Origin of the sequence: Serratia sp. X10, from assembly GCF_017811775.1 — a bacterium.
In the GTDB taxonomy this organism is placed as follows: Bacteria; Pseudomonadota; Gammaproteobacteria; order Enterobacterales; family Enterobacteriaceae; genus Serratia; species Serratia ureilytica.
The window spans coordinates 545,049-562,485 of the sequence record NZ_JAEIOH010000002.1; the positions used below are offsets into that span (position 1 = coordinate 545,049).

Below are 17,437 nucleotides of genomic sequence, written 5' to 3' on the forward strand. Positions count from 1 at the left end.
TCGCAGCCGCTGCCGGGGCCGCAGAGGTATAATATTGCGAATGATAACCATTATCAATAATGAGAGTGAAAAAATTAAGGGTATTGCGAGGGGGGAGCCGGCGGGGCGGGAAAAGAAAAAGCACGCCTTGCGGCGTGCTTTGCGGGGTACTAACGGCGGCGGTTACTTCTGATCGGGCAGGGCGTAAGCGACCACGTAGTCGCCCAGCTTGGTGCCGAAGGAACCGTGGCCGCCGGCGTAGATCAGCACGTACTGCTTGCCGTTGACCTCATAGGTCATCGGCGTCGCCTGGCCGCCGGCTGGCAAGCGCGCTTCCCACAGTTTTTCACCGTTGGTCACGCTGAAGGCGCGCAGGTAGTTGTCAGCGGTGGCGCCGATGAAGAACACGTTACCGGCGGTGGTCACCGGGCCGCCCAGCATCGGCATGCCCATTTTGAACGGCAGCGGCAACGGTGAGCTGTCGCGCACGGTGCCGATGCGTTTTTTCCAGACGATGTCGTTGGTTTTCAGATCCACGGCGGAAATGTAACCCCAGGCCGGCTGTTTGCACGGCAGGCCGAACGGCGACAGGAACGGGTTCAGGGTGACGCCGAACGGCACGCCATACTGCGGCTGTACGCCGGACTCGGTGCCGCTGCCGCCTTTGTCGCCTTCCGGCGGCTCAATCGGGTTGCCTGGGCCGCGCGGGATCAGTTTGGAGACGAACGGCAGCGCGATCGGGTTGGCGATGGCGATTTCGCGATCGGTATCGACGGCCAGGCCGCCCCATTCGAACATGCCCAGGTTACCCGGGAACACCAGCGTGCCCTGCTCGGAAGGCGGGGTGAAGGTGCCTTCATAACGCAGGCTGTGGAACATCACGCGGCAGACCAGCTGATCATAGATGGTCGCGCCCCACATGTCGGCGCCGGTCAGTTTCTTTTCAGGACGGAAGGTCAACTCGGAGAACGGCTGGGTCGGTGACAGGCGATCGCCCTTGGCCGGGCCCTGCGGTACCGGTTTCTCCGGCGCCGGCACCACCAGTTCGCCGTTGGTGCGGTTCAGCACGAAGATGTTGCCGGTTTTGGTCGGCACATAGATAACCGGCACTTTTTTACCGCTCTTGTCGGTAATGTCCGCCAGGGTCGGCTGCGCCGGCACGTCCATATCCCACAGGTCATGGTGGACCGTCTGATAGAACCAGGCCAGTTTGCCGGTGGAGGCGTTCAGCGCCAACAGGCCGCTGGCGTAGCGTTCCATTTCCGGGGTGCGATCGCCGCCCCAGATGTCCGGAGTGGAAACGCCCATCGGCAGGTAAACGATATCCAGCTTGGCGTCATAGGCGGCAGGCGCCCAGGAGTTCGGCGAGTTCGGCACGAAGTGGTGCTCGTCCGCCGGGATGGCGTTCGGATCTTTCGCGCCCGGATCGAAGGCCCACAGCAGCTTGCCGCTGTTGACGTCGAAGCCGCGGATCACGCCGGAAGGCTCGCGGTTGGAGTAGTTGTCGGTCACGGCGCCGGCGACGACGATCACTTTATCGGTGATCACCGGCGGCGAGGTCGGCTCGTAGTGGCCCGGCGTCGCATAAGGCATATTGCTCTGCAGGTTCAGCTCACCGTTGTTGGCGAAGTCCGGGCAGGGTTTGCCGGTTTCGGCGTCCAGCGCGAACAGACGGCCGTCGTTGACCGGCAGAATGATGCGGCGTGCGCACATCGCCGGAGCGGCGTCGCCGGCGGCGCCTGCGGCTGCGGCGGTTTCGTGATAAGACACGCCGCGACAGGTGATGTGCTGGAAGGTTGGGTTGTATTTCAGCTGCGGATCAAACTTCCATTTTTCTTTACCGGTGGCGGCATCCAGCGCGAACAGCTTCTGGTGCGGCGTACACATGTAAAGGGTATCGCGGATCTTGATCGGTGTGACTTCGTTGGTGATCTCACCCGGATCGTTGGCGGTCTTCAGATCGCCGGTCTGGAAACGCCAAACCTCTTGCAGCTGGCCAACGTTTTTGTCGTTGATCTGGCTCAGCGGCGAGTAACGGGTGCCTTCCTGGGTGCGGCCATAGGCCGGCCAGTCGGCGCCGGTGGCGTCTTTCGGTTGTACCTGGGCGGCGTCGAGGGTGCCGTTAATCTCTTGCGGATCGTTGAACACGGCATAGGCCAGCGCGATGACGGTGATCGCCAGCGCCGCGCTCAGCGCGCCGTAGGCGAATTTGCCGTTGGCCACCAGCTTGCGGTAGATAAACGGCAACACCAGCCACAGGCCGAAGAAGAAGGTGACGTCCAGGCGCGGCGTCAGCGCCCAGAAGTCCGGGCCCACTTCCCACAGGGCCCAAATCGTGGTGCCCAGCAGGAATACCGCGTACAGCAGCAGCGCGGTGGCGCGGCGGCGGAACAGCAGCCAGGAAGTCGCCAGCAGCACCAGCCCGGCGATGATGTAATACAGCGAACCGCCCAACTTGGCCAGCCAGATGCCGCCGCCGAGCAGATAAAGCCCGCTCAGCGCGGCAAACAGCGCCGTTATGACGATAAGCGGCGATAGTGACGCTTTATTTTGCATAGCAATACCCTTACCAAAAATGAAAGTCCCCGATTTAGAGATTAAGCCAAATCGGAAAAAACACGCGGTTTCTCCCTATTATTTCAGCGAGAAGCCGCTAGGGTGACGTAAAACCCATCCCGTTTTTTAACCTTAAGGTGCTTTGCCTTATTCAAAGCGATAAGACAAGGTGGCGCCGCCACCCCAGTTGCGCCCCGGCGCCGGCTCGAAGTAGCGGCCGTTGCCTTCGTTGACGATCACCGAACCGACGTATCGGCGATCGAAAACATTGTCCACCCGGCTGAACACGTCCAGCGCCCAGCGGTTCCAGGTAAAGCGATAACCGGCGTTTACGCCGGCCACGGTGTAAGAGGGTGCCTGCGCGCTGTTGGCGTCATTGGCCTGAATGTCGCTCATGTAGCGCAGCTCCGCGCCGGCGTGCCAGCCTTCCGGCGGGGCATAGGCCAGCGAGGCGTAGCCCATGTTGCGGGCGATGCCCGGCAGGCGATTGCCGGCGGGAATGGTTTGGGCCGGGGTACAAACGGCTTTGCCGCACATTTCGCTGCGGTAGGTGGCGTCCAGTAGCGTCCAGGCCATATGCAGGCGCCAGTCCAGCGCAAACTCTTGATCCAGAGCCAGTTCCAGGCCGCGCCGCCGGGTTTTACCGGCGTTGGCGTAGCTGGTGCGCCCACCGCTGCTTTCCGCCACCACCAGCTCGTTGTCGGTATCGGTCTGGAACAGGGCGGCGCTTACCAGGCCGTTGCCGAGGCGCAGTTTGCTGCCCAGTTCGACGGTGTCGCTGGTGGACGGCTGCAGACCGATGTTCAGGCCGGCCTGGCCGTCGGGGCGGTAGGAGAGTTCGTTGATGGTCGGGGTTTCAAAGCCGCGGCCGGCTGAGAGATAAACGTTCCACGCCGGATTGATTTTATAGTTGAGCGAGCCCATCGGCAGCCACTGGTGGTAGCGTTTGCTGCCGCTGTCGTCGCCGTTGCGCGGCGTGATGTAGTAGTCGGTCGAGTCGAAGCTGACCGTGCTGTAGCGCAGGCCGGCGTCCAGCGTCCAGTGCGGCGTCAGTTGCCAAGAGGTTTGCAGGTAAGGATCCAGGTTCCAGATGCGGTTTTTCTCGTTGCGCCGCTGGTCGCCTTTCTCGCCGTAGTCCACTGTGCCGTCTCGCAGAATAAAGTTTTCAAACCCCTGCCGGCGTTCGGTCATGGTTTCATAATCCAGACCGCCGATCAGTGTTACCGGTAACGAGGCGAGAGTATCCTCATGCTTCCAGCGAGTGTCAATGCCCTGATATTTTCTTTCCAGCACGATCACCCCGCCGGCGTGGGTAGGGTTGAGCTGCGGCCCGCGTGGAATGGATTGGTACTGCGTGGTGTGGCGCTCGCCGTGGTAGGCGGTCAGCGTCAGTTCGTCGCGCTCGCTCATCTGGCGCTGATAGCGCAGGCCGGCCTGGGTCTGATCGAGCGACTTGCGGGTGTTGTATTGATCCGCGCGCGGCGCCTGGCGCGGGTTTTCCTTCCATTCCGCTTCGGTCAGGCCGCCCGGATCGCCGGCGTCAATGGAGACGCTGTTGAACATCAGCGTCAGGGTACTGACGTCGTCCAACCGCACGCCGAGCTTGCCGTTGCCGAGGTTTTTCCGCGCGGCGCTGTGATCGCGATAGCCCTGAGTGGTGAAGCGGGTGCCGGAGATAGCGTAGTTGACGTCGCCGGCCTGGGTGCCGTCGCCGGTGGCGCCGGTCGCTTTCACCCCGTAGCGCCAGGTGTTGTCGCTGCCGAAATAGCTGCCGGCCTCCAGCGTTGGCGGCTGGGCGCCGGTCTGGGTGTCAACGTTGATCACCCCGCCCGAAGCGTTGCCGTACAGCGCGGAATAGGGGCCGCGCAGCACCTCGATGCGCTCGACGGAGTTGATGTCGATGTTGGAGGTTTGTCCCTGGCCGTCGGGCATGGTGGCGGGAATGCCGTCGACGTACATGCGCACCCCGCGTACGCCGAACATCGATCGGCTGCCGAATCCGCGTATCGACAGCTGCAGATCCTGCGCATAGTTTTGCCGGTTTTGAAGCTGCAGACCCGGCACGCTGCCAAGGTTTTCCGACAGGTTAATCTGCGGTGCGGCGTTGCGCAGGTCCTGGCCGTCGATCACGCTGACGGACACCGGCGATCCCAGCTCGGTCAATCCGATGGGTTGCGCCATTACCACCAGCGTATCGCTGTCTTTCTGATCCGCTGCCAGGGCCGAACCGATGCAGACCGGCTGCAGCAATAACAGGGTTGCCGGGGTCAAGACGGGACGTTTTTTATTCATCAGATAATTCTGCCAATAATGCTGAAAAAATTGCCCGCAAGTGGGCGAAAATAGCCATTTGTGACTCCCTGTACTGGCATTCAATGGGAGGGAAACTGCATCCTGCAACGAGTATAGGATATTCCGACACCGTACGCTTTGGAATAGCGCAACTGAAAGATGCGTGTTTTCATTTAAGAAGATTCTCTTTTTTATCGCTTTTCCTGCGATGCCTTTAAATTAGATTTATTTATATTAAATATATTCCTATCTTTGTTTTTAATTTGTTTGCAATAGTTATTTTATTTATGAATGAAAAGCCAATAATCATTTTTAAATGATAAATTATTTTTTTATGTCATTGTTTTGGTTGGTTTTAGTTTATTTGTGTTTTTGTGGCTTTATTTTTTATAAAAATAAAATAATATTCGCTATTATGTTTTTAAGTTTTCGCCTAACAGCTCAATCGCATAACCATCACGGTATTTATGCCATGCATAAATATCTATTCATATATTATTGGAATATATTAAAAGGGAATTGATTCATGGGCGCGATCATCGCTTCACCCTATACCCACACGTTTTGGAATGAATACGTCCTCAATCCACACTCCTGCGAGTACAACCTGGTGCTGGATCAGACCATTGAGGGGGCGCTGGACGTCGATCGACTGCGCGCGGCGATCGACGGGGTGTGCCGGGACTATATTCTGTTTCACCATGTCCTCGACGACAGCTCGCCGCAATTACGCTGGGTAAAGACGGAGAAGAAAATTACGTTGGAAACGCTTGATGCCGATTGCGATGTCGGCAAATTAATCAATACGCCGTTCGATCTCCGGGAGGGGCCGCTGTGCCGCTTCTACCTGATTGAGCTGGCGCCGCAGCGCTATAATTTGATCATTGTCGTTCATCATATCCTGATCGACGGCCTGTCCGGCCAGGAGTTCTACAACGCCGTTTCCGCCTATTACAATCGCGGGGCGGCCGTGGCGCCGCCGCAGGCGGATAAAACGGACATTTGTCGATTGTACCGGCGCTATGAGGCGGATATCGCGGCGTTGAAGCAGGACTTCGCTTCCGCGTCATTCTGGGGCGACCGGTTGGCCGAATGCGCCCCGCGCGTAGCGTTGCCTTATCTCCCCGGCGAAGCCCCCGAAGCCCCCGGCGCCGGCGAAGTGCGCTTTACGTTGTCGTTCGCCGAGTGGCAGGCGCTGAAGTCCGGCGTCAGGTATGCCAACCCCTTCCTGATATTCAAAACGCTGTGGGCGTTGCTGATCGCCCGGCAATCCGCGCAGGACACGGTGCATATCGGTTATCCCGTCGCGCCGGACGGCGGCGAGCCGCTGTTCTTCGGCGCCCAGGTCAACACCGCGGTGTTTCCCTTAACGCTCGCCCCGGAAGCCACGTTCAACCAGCTGTACCGCGCGACGCTGGCCTACAGCAAAGCGCTCAAGGCGACGGGCAAGCTGCGGCACAGCCAATTGCCGGTTTATGACATGCTGAACCTCAGCCCGGTGCGCGAGCTGAACGTCAATTTCACTCAGGCTTACCTGAAAGATGCGCCGCTGGCGCTTGACGGTTGCCGCATCGGCGTCAATCACCGTTACAACGTCGATCTGGCCGGTTCGGAACTGCTGCTGGAGTATCAGCCGACCGAGCAGGCCTTTGAGTTTCGCCTGCGTTATCGGCCCGATCTGTTCGATGCCACGCAAATGGCGGAGATGGCGGAGCAGTATCTCGGGCTATTGCAGCGTGCGCTAACCGAACCGGACGCGCCGATAGCCGCGTGGCCGCAGCTCACGGCGCAGCAGGTTTTACGCTGCTGCGACGCCTGGGATAGCGAGCCGGACACGGCCGATCCAGGGGCGACACTGCTCGACGGCGTGGCTCGCCAGGCGCGCCGTCATCCGGAGCGCATCGCCGTAACCGATGCCAACGGTTCGCTCAGCTACCGCCAACTGGCGCAGCGCAGCGATCGCCTGGCGATACGGCTGAGGGAAGAATATCGCCGGTTGCGCGGCGCCGCCATGCCGTCAGAGACGCTGATCCCGCTGTATCTGCAGCGCAGCGCGGAAGCGGTGGTGGCGATGCTGGCCATCATGAAGGCGGGCGGCGCCTATGTGCCGCTGGATCCCGCGGCGCCGGCGCAGCGCCTGGAATATATTCTGCAAGAGGTGAACAGCCCCATCGTCCTGACGGAAAGCGCATTGCAAGGGGCGGCGCAGCGACTGGCGCCGGACGGCGTTTGCCTGGCGGCGGAGGAATCGCTTACCGATGCGGATGCCGCGAGCCTGCCGAATGTCGAAGCCCGGCAATTGGCCTACGTGATTTACACCTCCGGCACCAGCGGGCGGCCGAAAGGCACGCTGTGCGAACACCGGGGCGCTGCCAACATGGTGCGGGGCCATACGCAGCGTTTGCTGCGCAATGAATCGGGCGCGCTCAACTGCCTGCAGTTCGCGTCGCTGGCCTTTGACGCGCACGTGTTTGAAGTGTTCATGGCCCTGAGCAACGGCCACCGGCTGTTTATCGCGGGCGAGGCGCAGCGGCGCGATCCGGCGCTGTTGTGCGGGCAAATGGCGGCCTGGGGCATCGAAGCCTGTTTCCTGCCGCCGGCGCTGCTTGGCACCTTGCCTGACTTGCCGGCTTCGGTGCGCTATCTCGCGACCGGCGGCGAGGCGACCGCGCAGGAGGCGCTCGACCATTACCTGGCCTGCGGCATGCAGGTTGCCAATCTGTACGGCCCGACCGAGGCTTCGGTCAGCGCCAGTCTGAATATTTATCGCCGCAACGGCGCGCGCAATATCGGCCACGCCATCGCCAATATGCGTTGTTATGTGGTTGACGAGCATGACAATCTAATGCCGCTGGGGGCGGAGGGCGAGCTGTGTCTGGCCGGCGTCGGCCTGGCGCGCGGATACCTGAAGCTGCCGGCGCTGACGGCAGCCGCATTCGTCGCCAATCCTTTTGAACTGCGTGAGCCTTACCGGCGCCTGTATCGCACCGGCGACCGGGTACGGCGCTTGGCCGACGGCAGCCTGGACTATCTTGGACGACACGACCAGCAGATCAAGATCAACGGCTATCGCATCGAGTTGGGCGAGATCGAAATGCAGCTGCGCGCGCTGCCCGAGGTGGCCGAGGCGGTGGTGACCCTGCGCCCCGGCACGACGGACCAACTGGCGGCCTGGTATGTGCCGAAGCCCGGCGCGACGCCGCAGGCCGGCGACATCTTGCAACGCCTGGCGGCGCAGCTGCCGCATTATATGTTGCCGTCGGCGCTGTCGGCGCTGTCGGCGCTGCCGCTGACGGTGAGCCGCAAGGTCGATTACCGGGCATTGCCGGAACCGCTGCCGATCGAGCGGCAAACGGCGTTTCGCCAACCGGGAACGCCGCTGGAGACTCAGCTTTTTGCGCTGTTCAATCGGCTGCTGGGCGGCCATGTCGGCATGGACGACAACTTCTTCCGCCTCGGTGGCAACTCCATTATGGCCATCAGGCTGTGTCACGAAGTGAATAAACTGCCGGGGGCGAAGATCTCGGTGCTGACGTTGAATCAGCATCCGACGGTGGCCGCGCTGAGCGAGCATATCGCCGCTCAACGGCAGGCGCCGTCGGATGAGCCGCCCATCCTCGCCAGCGGGCTGCGGGAGGGGCCGCTGTCGCTTCAGCAGTCGCGATTGTGGTTTGTTCAGCAACTGTCGGCGGACGCCACGCACTATCTGTCGCCGGTGCTGCTGCGGCTGGCGCCGGACATCGATGACCAACGTTTTGCGGACTGTCTGCAGGCGATCGTCGAGCGCCACCAGATCCTGCGTAGCCTGATTCGCCAGAATGAGCGGGGCGAAGCCAGCCAGTGGGTCAGCGACGCCGTGCTGCCGGTGCCTTTGCTGACGGTGAGCGGCGCTGAGTTTGACATGGCGCTGGCGCAGGCCTGCAGCCGGCCGATGGATTTGACGCGCGAGCTGCCGCTGCGCGCCACGCGCTACCGTTACCGCGATGCGGCGGGCGGGGAAACGGCCGTTTGTCTGTTGGTGTTCCATCACATCGTCTTTGACGGTTGGTCGCTTGAGGTGCTGCTGCAGGAGCTGGACGCGCGCTATCGGGGCGCGCCGCCTGCGCCGCGGGAGCCCGCGTTGCAATACCTCGACTATGCCTGCTGGCAACACGCGCCGGAAAATGTGCAGCGCCGGGCCGACGAATTGGCCTTTTGGCGGCGAGAGCTGGCGGGCTGGCAGCCGCTCTCGCTGCCGGTGGATTTTTTGCGGCCGGCGGTCTTCGACGTACGCGGCGACAACAGCGAAGTGTCGCTGCCGGCGGCGCTGGTGAAGGCGCTGGAGGCGTTGGCGCGCCGGGAGGGCGTTACGCTGCATGCCGTGATGCTGGCGGGGTTCATGCTGTTGCTTGCCCGCTACAGCGGCCAGAACGATGTGATGGTGGGCACGCCGCTGGCGAACCGCAATCGCCCTGAGCTGGAGAATCTGATCGGATTCTTTGTCAATACGCTGCCTTTACGCCGGCAGATCGACCCGCGTCAGGGCGTCGCCGAGTTTGTGCGAGAGGTCGCGGCCACGACGCTGCGGGCGCAGCAGCATCAGACGCTGTCGCTGGAGGCGCTGGTGGACGCTCTGGCGCTGCCGCGCGACTTTTCGCGGCATCCGCTGTTCCAGGTCATGTTCGCGCTGGAGGGCGAGAGCGGCGCACCGGCGCGTCCGGACTGGCTGTCGGTGGTCGATCTGAGCGCTGATGAGCGCACCGCCAAGTTCGATCTGACGCTCACGCTGACGCCGCAGGGGGAGCAGATGCGCGCGCGCTTCAACTTCGCGTCGGCGCTGTTCAGCAAAGCGTCGATGGATCGGTTGGCCGGCTACTATCTCGCCCTATTGCAACAGATGGCGCGCCACGATGACTGGCCGCTGGAAAATATTCGTCTGCAGCCGCAGAGCCCGGCGCTGCCTGCGGCGCCGGCCTTTAGCTATGCGTTTGAACGCTGCCTGCAACAGGATTTCGTGCGGCATGCGCAGCGCAATCCGCGGGCCGTCGCGGTGATCGACGCGCAGGGGGAAATGACGTACGGCGAACTGCACGAGGCGGCGTTAACGCTGGCCACTCAACTGCGTGTGCAGGGCAAGATGACCGGCGACGCCATCGCCGTCGTCGCCGACAAGGGGCGCCGGCAGCCGATCGCCCTGTTGGCGGCGCTGATGTGCGGCAAGGCGTTTTTGCCGATGGAGGCGACATGGCCGCCGCAGCGGCGGCTGAAGGTGATGGCGCAGGCCGGCATCAATACGTTGCTCAGCGATGCGCCCTGGGCCTGCGACGAGATCAACCTGGTCGAACTGAATGCCGGCGGGCTGGCGGCGCAGTTGCCGCTGCCGGAGAGGCGTCTGCCGGCGGTGGAGGCCGGTGCTGACAGCCTGGCCTATATCATTTTCACTTCGGGTTCGACCGGCACGCCCAAGGGCGTGGCGATCGAACATCGCAGCGCGGTGAACATGCTGGAAGGCGTTCGGCAGTATTTCGGGTTCAACGAGCGGGATCGCAGCCTGGCGCTCAGCGCGTTGAGCTTCGATCTGGCGATCTTCGATATTTTCAGCCCGTTGAGCGCGGGCGGCGCGGTTGTGATGCCGGCCGAGCGAGATCGGGTCAATCCGCAAGCCTGGTATCAGCTGATGATGACACATCGAGTGACGCAATGGTTGAGCGCACCGGCCCTGATGGAGCTGTTGTTGGACTATGTAAACGGCGCGGGGCTGGCGGCCGGGCCTGCGCCGGCGCTGCGGGCGGTGATGGTGGGGGGCGACTGGATCGCCACCTCGCTGCCGGAACGCTGCCTGGCCTGGGCGCCGCACGTCCGCTTCTGCAGCGCCGGCGGCGCGACGGAGGCGGCGATCTTCACCATGCTGTATGAGGTGCCGCGAGGCGAGAAAATTCGCTCGGTCAGCATTCCTTACGGCAAACCGTTGCCGCACCAGCGCTGCTACATTCTGGATGCCGAACGACGGCTCGCGGCGCCGGGCGTGCGCGGGGAGATCTATCTGGCCGGTGAAGGGTTGGCGCGCGGGTATTACGGCGATCCGCAACGCACCGCCGAGAGTTTCTTCTGGCATGAGGAGCTGCAGGAGCGGGTGTATCGCACCGGCGACGCGGGTCGGTGGCTTGAGGACGGCAATGTGGAGTTCCTGGGGCGTCTCGATCAGCAGGTCAAGCTGAACGGCTACCGCATCGAGCTGGGTGAAATAGAGCATGCCGCGCTCGGTTATCCGGGGGTGACCGCCTGTTGTTGCGTGCTCATCACCGACCCTCAGCCCTGTCTGGCCGCTTACTTCGTTGCCGATGAGGCGATCGCCCCGCAGGATTTGGCGCAGCATTTGAGCAGCCAACTGCCTCCTTACATGGTGCCGCAGGCGCTGATGCAGCTGGCACAGCTGCCGCTGACCGAAAACGGCAAGATAGCCCGACAGGCGTTGCCGGCGCCGAAAAGAGCAGCGCGCGAGTTCGTCGCGGCGCAGAACGAGCGGGAGAACGCTTGCCTGGCAGTGTGGCGCGATCTGTTGCAGCGGCAGGATATCGGCGTGGAGGACAATTTCTTCTCGCTGGGCGGCAATTCCCTTCTGGCGATCCAGGCCTGTTACCAGATCGGTCAACGGTTGGGGATCGAGGTGACGTTGAGCGAGCTGGGCCGGTTCCCGACGATCCGTTCATTGTGCCGTGCGTTGTTGCGGCAGGGGCAGGGCGCCGCGCCGATGTCGATCCCGCCGCTGCGGCAACGCGAGTATCCGCTCTCCGCTTCACAGCTGCAGCTGTGGTTTATCGAGAACCTGAACGGCGGCGGCAATCTTTATCATGTGCCGATGCTGTTCCGTCTCGGCGAGGAGGTCTGTCTGACGGCTTACGAGCGCAGTCTGCAGGCGATCGTCGCCCGGCATCAGGTGTTGCACAGCCTGATTGCCCAGAAGCCGTCCCAACTCGCCGTCGCCCGTGCCTGTGAACAAACGCTTTCGCTGGAGCGCGTGGAGCTGGAGGCGGCGAGCTGGCCGGACAGACTGCGGCAGGATATCGATCGGCCGTTTGCCCTGGAGGCGGAGTTGCCGATCAGGGCGAGCGTTTACCAGGTGGCGCAGCCTGATGGCGGGCGGGTGACTTACAGCCTGATCCTGGTGCACCACCTGGCGTTTGACGGCTGGTCGCAGCCGGTGCTGCTGCAGGAGTTGGATGCGCTGTATCAGGCGCAGCGGCAAGGGCGGGAGGCTGAGCTGGCGGCGTTGCCGCTGCAGTATGGCGACTATGCCGTCTGGCAGCAGCGCTGGTTGGACTCCGCGCTGGCGGATGAGGCGAAAGCGTATTGGCGACAAGCGCTGGATGGGTGGCAGGCGCTGGAGATGCCGCTCGATTTCGTGCGGCCGGCGCGCTTCGATCATCGCGGCGCCAATCACGTCATCGCGCTGCCGGAGGTCCTGACGATGCAGGCGACGCAGTTCGCCCGGCGGCAAGGTGTCACGCCGTTTGCGCTGTATCTTGCGGCCTTTAAGCTGCTGCTCGGTTACTTCAGCGGCCAGCAAGACATTCTGGTCGGCACGCCGGTCGCTAACCGGCCGGTGGTTGAGACCCGCTCGGCGATCGGATTCTTCGTCAATACGCTGCCGTTGCGCTCGCAAATAGACGATGCGGCGTCGCTGAACGATTATGTGCATCGGGTCTTTGACGGCGTGCTGCAGGCGCAGCGGCATCAGAATTTACCGTTGGATCAGTTGATTGAACTGCTGCAGGTGCCGCGCGATCTGTCGCGCCATCCGCTGTTTCAGACGCTGTTCGCGCTGGAAGAGGCGGGTGAAGCGCCGGCCTGGCTGGTGCCGCAGGATCTGTTGACCCACTATCAGGCGGCCAAATTCGATTTGACGCTGAGCATCCAGTCGGCGCCGCAAGGCGGCAGGGCGATCTTCAACTATGCCACCGCCCTGTTTGCACCGGCCACGCTGGCGCTGTTGGGTGAGTATTATCTGACGATCCTCACGCAGATCGTCAATCACGGCGAGCAGCGCGTCAGTCAGTTGGCGCTGGTATCGGCGAGTGAAACGGCGCGGCAGCGCGCCTTCCGTCAATCCTGTCCGCCGGCCTACGATTTCGAACGCGCCATCCATCATGATTTTATCCGTCAGGCCGAGCGCCATCCGCAGCGGGTAGCGATCGTCGATGAATGGGGTGAGCTGAACTACGGTGAGCTGTATCGGCGTGCGTTGGCGCTGTCGTTGCAGCTGCGCGAGCATGCGGATATGCGCGCCGACACCATCGCGGTGATGGTGGACAAAGGGCGGGCGCAAATCATTGCGGTGCTGGCGATCCTGATGGCCGGCAAGGCCTATTTGCCGCTGGACGGCGCCTGGCCGGAACGCCGCCGTCTGGATATCGTCGCGCAGTCGCAGACCCGGATTATCCTCAGCAGCCGGGCGTGGGCGGCCCACGGTGACGCCAGACTGTTGACGATCGATCCGCAAGGTGCGGTCAACGCGTTACCGCCGGCGGCGCCGGGTGAGCCGGTCTTGCCGGCGCCTTCCGCGCTGGCCTATGTGATCTTCACTTCCGGTTCTACCGGCACGCCGAAAGGGGTGGCGATAGAACATCGCGGCGCGGTGAACAGCATCATCGATACCTTGCACCAGCTGGAACTCGGCGCGGACGATCGCGGGTTGGCGCTCAGCGCGCTGAGCTTCGACATTTCAGTGTTCGATATTTTCGGCCTGCTGTCGGTGGGCGGCGCCATCGTGATGCCGTCCGAAACCGAACGCTATCAGCCGGAGGCGTGGCATCGGTTGTTGATGACTCAGGGGGTGACCTTCTGGAATTCCGCGCCTTCGGTGATGGCGCTGCTGGTGGAGCAGCTGGAGTCCGCCGCGTCGCAGGCGCAGTGGCCGCATCTGCGCAACGTGGTGCTGGTGGGCGAGGTGATCTCGCGTTCACTGCCGGCGCGCATTCGCCAATGGCAGCCAGGGTGCCGGGTAGTCAGCGCCGGGGGCGCGACCGAAAGCTCCATTTGGTCGATTTTGTACGATATTCCGCAAACGCCGATCCTGGCGCCCAGCGTGCCTTATGGCCGGGCGATGGCTCATCAGCGTTTCTATGTGCTGGATCGCCATCTGCGCGTGTTGCCGCCCTGCTTACCGGGGGAGCAGTACATCGGTGGGGCCGGCGTAGCGCGCGGCTATTACCGCAATCCGTCGCTGACCGAGGAAAAATTCATCTACCATCCGGAATTGGGGGAGCGGCTTTATCGCACCGGCGATGCCGGGCGCTATTTGCCGGACGGCAATCTGGAGTTTCTCGGCCGTATGGATTTTCAGGTGAAAATCAATGGCTACCGCGTCGAGCTGGGGGAGGTCGAGCAATGTGCGCTGGCGTTCGGCGCGATCAAATCCTGCTGCGCCGTGGTGCTGTCAGAGGCGCATCGGCAGCTTCTGGCGCTGTATTACGTCAGTGAGGCGCCGTTGGAGGAGTCGGCGCTGCTGGCCTTTATGAGCGGGCAATTGCCGCTATACATGCTGCCTGCGGCGCTGGTGCGGCTGGAAGCGTTGCCGTACAACTCCAGCGGCAAGCTGGATCGCAAGGCGTTGCCGGCGCCGACGGCGAATGCGCCGCAGGCCTATGTCGCTCCCGCGAACGCGCTGGAGCAGCAGTTGTGTGGATTGTGGCAGGAGGCGCTGCAGTGCGAGCAGGTCGGCATGACGGACGATTTCTTCCTGCTGGGCGGCACCTCGATCAAGGCGATCTCCCTGTGCGTCGGCATGGGGGCGCTGATGGGCGCGCCGGTGCCGGTGGTGCAGCTGTTGCAAAGCCGCACCCTGAAAAATCTGCTGGCCGCCAACGAGCGCCGTTTGGTCATGCCGCTTAACCGCCGGACAGACGGCGTGCCCGCGGTGTGGATGATCCACCCGGCGCTGGTAGGCGCGGAGGCGTTTCATGCTTTCGCTCAGCCGTTGCAAGGGCGACTCAATTGCTATGGCGTCGATAACCACAATCTTTACCATCAACCGACCATCGACTCGCTCGGCGAGCTGGCCGAACGGTATCTGAACGACATGATTGCCGCCGGCCTGCTGCAAGACGCCGGGCCGGTGCGCATTCTCGGTTGGTCGCTGGGGGGCATCATCGCACTGGAGATCGCCGCTCGCCTGGAGGCGCGCGGTTGCCGTAACGTGCAGCTGTATCTGCTGGACAGCTTCTATCGGCAGACCACGGCGGAGCTGCCGCTGGAGCGACTGCTGCCTGCGCTGGGCATCGAGGGGGAGGCGGCGACACGCGCCATGGGCGCCGGGCAAGCGGAGCGGCGGCTGTCAGAGGGAAGGCTGAGCCGCCGATTGCAGACCACGAAAGTGACGCTGTTTAAGGCGACGGAGGGTAATCCGCAGTTACCGGAGGCGATAACGGCGCCGCTGCTGGCGCTGGAAGATAATGGGCTGGGCGCGGTTTGCGCGCAGCTCAAGATTATCCCGCTGGCATGTCACCACCATAATATCTTGCAGTGTGAGGAGGCGATCGGCAACGCACTCAATCAGGACGCCTGATTGGCTCACCGGCTCCGTACAGGCAGGCGGAGCCGGCAAGCCACGAATTGCGGCGCAGGGGCCGAGGAAGGCGAGGACTAACGCGGTCGCTTTCCTCTGCGCGCGTCAGCGGCAGCCGATATGAATAGCGACCGCATCAAGCGCCCAGCCCGCCGAGGCACAGGTATTTGATCTCGAGATAGTCTTCGATGCCGTATTTTGAGCCTTCACGGCCCAAACCGGAGTGTTTCATGCCGCCGAACGGCGCCACCTCGGTGGAGATCAGCCCTTCGTTGATGCCGACAATGCCGTACTCCAGCGCTTCGGCCACGCGCATCACCCGGCCGATGTCGCGGCTGTAGAAGTAAGCGGCCAGGCCGAACGGCGTGTCGTTGGCCAGTTCGACGGCGTCGGCTTCCTGGCTGAAGCGGATCAGGGGCGCCACCGGGCCGAACGTCTCCTCGCGGAAGATTTTCGCCGTGCGCGGCACGTCGGTCAGGATGGTCGGGCTGAAGAAATTGCCGCCCAGCGCGTCGGGCTTGCCGCCCAGCAGCACCGAGGCGCCGTGCTCGACCGCGTCGGCGATATGCTCGCGCACTTTCTCCACCGCGTCCGGGTTAATCAACGGGCCGATGGTGACGCCGTCATCCAGGCCGTTGCCGACTTTCAGCTTGGCGACGGCGGCTTTCAGTTTGGCGGCGAAGGCATCGTATACGCCGTCTTGCACCAGAAAACGGTTGGTGCAGACGCAGGTCTGGCCGGCGTTGCGGTATTTCGAAGCGACCGCGCCGGCCACGGCGGCGTCCAGATCGGCGTCGTCAAACACGATAAACGGCGCGTTGCCGCCCAGCTCCATGCTGGTTTTCTTGATGGTGGGCGCACACTGGGCCAGCAGCTGCGCCCCCACTTCGGTGCTGCCGGTGAAGGAGAGTTTACGCACGTCCGGGTTGGCGGTGAGTTCGCCGCCGATGCCTTTGCTGGGGCCTGTTATCACGTTGCACACCCCGGCGGGCAACCCGGCGCGCTCCGCCAGCACGGCGATCGCCAGCGCCGAGAACGGCGTCTGACTGGCGGGACGGATCACCCCGGTGCAGCCGGCGGCCCAGCCGGGGCCGGCTTTACGGGTGATCATCGCCGCCGGGAAGTTCCATGGGGTGATGGCGGCGAACACGCCGATCGGCTCTTTCTGCACGATGATGCGGCGACCGGTCTGCGGCTGTGGAATGGTGTCGCCATACACCCGCTTGCCTTCCTCGGCGAACCATTCGATAAAGGAGGCGGCATAGGCGATTTCACCGCGGCTTTCGGCCAGCGGTTTGCCCTGTTCCGCCGTCATGATGCGCGCCAGATCTTCCTGATTTTCCATCATCAGCTCAAACAGCCGCCGCAGTTTGCCGGCGCGCTCTTTGGCGGTCAGCGCGCGCCAGGCGGGCAGCGCTTTCTTTGCGGCGGCGATGGCGCGAGCGGTTTCTTCGGCGCCGAAGGCCGGCACGTGGCCGACCAGCTCGCCGTTGGCGGGATTATGAATGGCGATCGAACGGCCTTCCTGGGCCGGCAACCATTGCCCGTCGATGTAGTTGGCCTCGCGGAACAGCGTGGGATCCTTGAGGGTGGCGCGGATACTGATGCTCATGAGTCTCTTCCTTTGCTGAGTTCAACGGAGTGGTCTATTCCATACGGCTACCCTTTACCCTAGCAAACTTTGCCGCCGCCGTTTGCCGACGCGACGACAAGATGGCCGTTTTCTCACTGCGCATCTTCTGTACAAAAAATATCCGCCGTCGGGTCGATACTGAAAGAGCAGGCATATGACCCTTTTCGATGTGATTAAAAGGAGTGTGCGAATGATGAAATCAGTGGACAGACATCTCGCGGCCTACGGCAGCGAAATGGATTTTTTGGCGTCGAGCATCGCCCTGATGGAATGGCAAGGGCGGCAGATTGACGCCGGGCAGGTGGCCGGCAATATGTCGGAGCAGCAAAGCCGCCTGTTCTTTGCGCGGTTGAATTATTTTCGTCAGCTTTATCAGGCCGCATCGGCGGCCGAACACAGCCTGTAATTTCCGATCCAGCCCCGCCGCCGCGGGG

At 62.6% G+C, this 17,437-nt stretch carries 5 protein-coding genes; 2 read left to right on the forward strand and 3 right to left on the reverse strand.

Annotated features, from left to right (window positions below; genetic code table 11):
• Positions 1-162: 162 nt before the first annotated feature.
• The gene (locus J9788_RS08005; protein ID WP_033650791.1) at positions 163-2,535 is read right to left on the reverse strand and encodes a glucose/quinate/shikimate family membrane-bound PQQ-dependent dehydrogenase; all 2,373 of its coding nucleotides are present in this window, start codon (positions 2,533-2,535) and stop codon (positions 163-165) included.
• Positions 2,536-2,682: 147 nt separating this feature from the next.
• On the reverse strand, positions 2,683-4,827 hold the full coding sequence (gene pqqU, locus J9788_RS08010) for a TonB-dependent receptor PqqU (protein ID WP_046896518.1): 2,145 nt from the start codon (positions 4,825-4,827) through the stop codon (positions 2,683-2,685).
• A gap of 526 nt (positions 4,828-5,353) precedes the next feature.
• Between pqqU and J9788_RS08015 the strand changes: the two genes are divergently transcribed.
• Entirely contained in the window at positions 5,354-15,370 is a 10,017-nt protein-coding gene (locus J9788_RS08015) for a non-ribosomal peptide synthetase (protein WP_182264228.1), read from the forward strand.
• A 136-nt stretch (positions 15,371-15,506) separates the two neighbouring features.
• On the opposite strand, the gene gabD is transcribed toward J9788_RS08015, so the two are convergent.
• Entirely contained in the window at positions 15,507-16,982 is a 1,476-nt protein-coding gene (gene gabD, locus J9788_RS08020; protein WP_046896520.1) for an NADP-dependent succinate-semialdehyde dehydrogenase, read from the reverse strand.
• Between the two features lie 211 nt (positions 16,983-17,193).
• Here gabD and J9788_RS08025 point away from each other — a divergent pair, with 211 nt between their 5' ends.
• The gene (locus tag J9788_RS08025; RefSeq protein WP_004935234.1) at positions 17,194-17,409 is read left to right on the forward strand and encodes a glycogen synthase; all 216 of its coding nucleotides are present in this window, start codon (positions 17,194-17,196) and stop codon (positions 17,407-17,409) included.
• Positions 17,410-17,437 lie beyond the last annotated feature (28 nt).

What these genes read in the sequence shown, in the direction of transcription:
- J9788_RS08005 (WP_033650791.1), bottom strand. Translation starts at nt 2,535, where the DNA reads ATGCAAAATAAAGCGTCACTATCGCCGCTTATCGTCATAACGGCGCTG.
- pqqU (WP_046896518.1), bottom strand. Translation starts at nt 4,827, where the DNA reads ATGAATAAAAAACGTCCCGTCTTGACCCCGGCAACCCTGTTATTGCTG.
- J9788_RS08025 (WP_004935234.1), top strand. Translation starts at nt 17,194, where the DNA reads ATGATGAAATCAGTGGACAGACATCTCGCGGCCTACGGCAGCGAAATG.
- J9788_RS08015 (WP_182264228.1), top strand. Translation starts at nt 5,354, where the DNA reads ATGGGCGCGATCATCGCTTCACCCTATACCCACACGTTTTGGAATGAA.
- gabD (WP_046896520.1), bottom strand. Translation starts at nt 16,982, where the DNA reads ATGAGCATCAGTATCCGCGCCACCCTCAAGGATCCCACGCTGTTCCGC.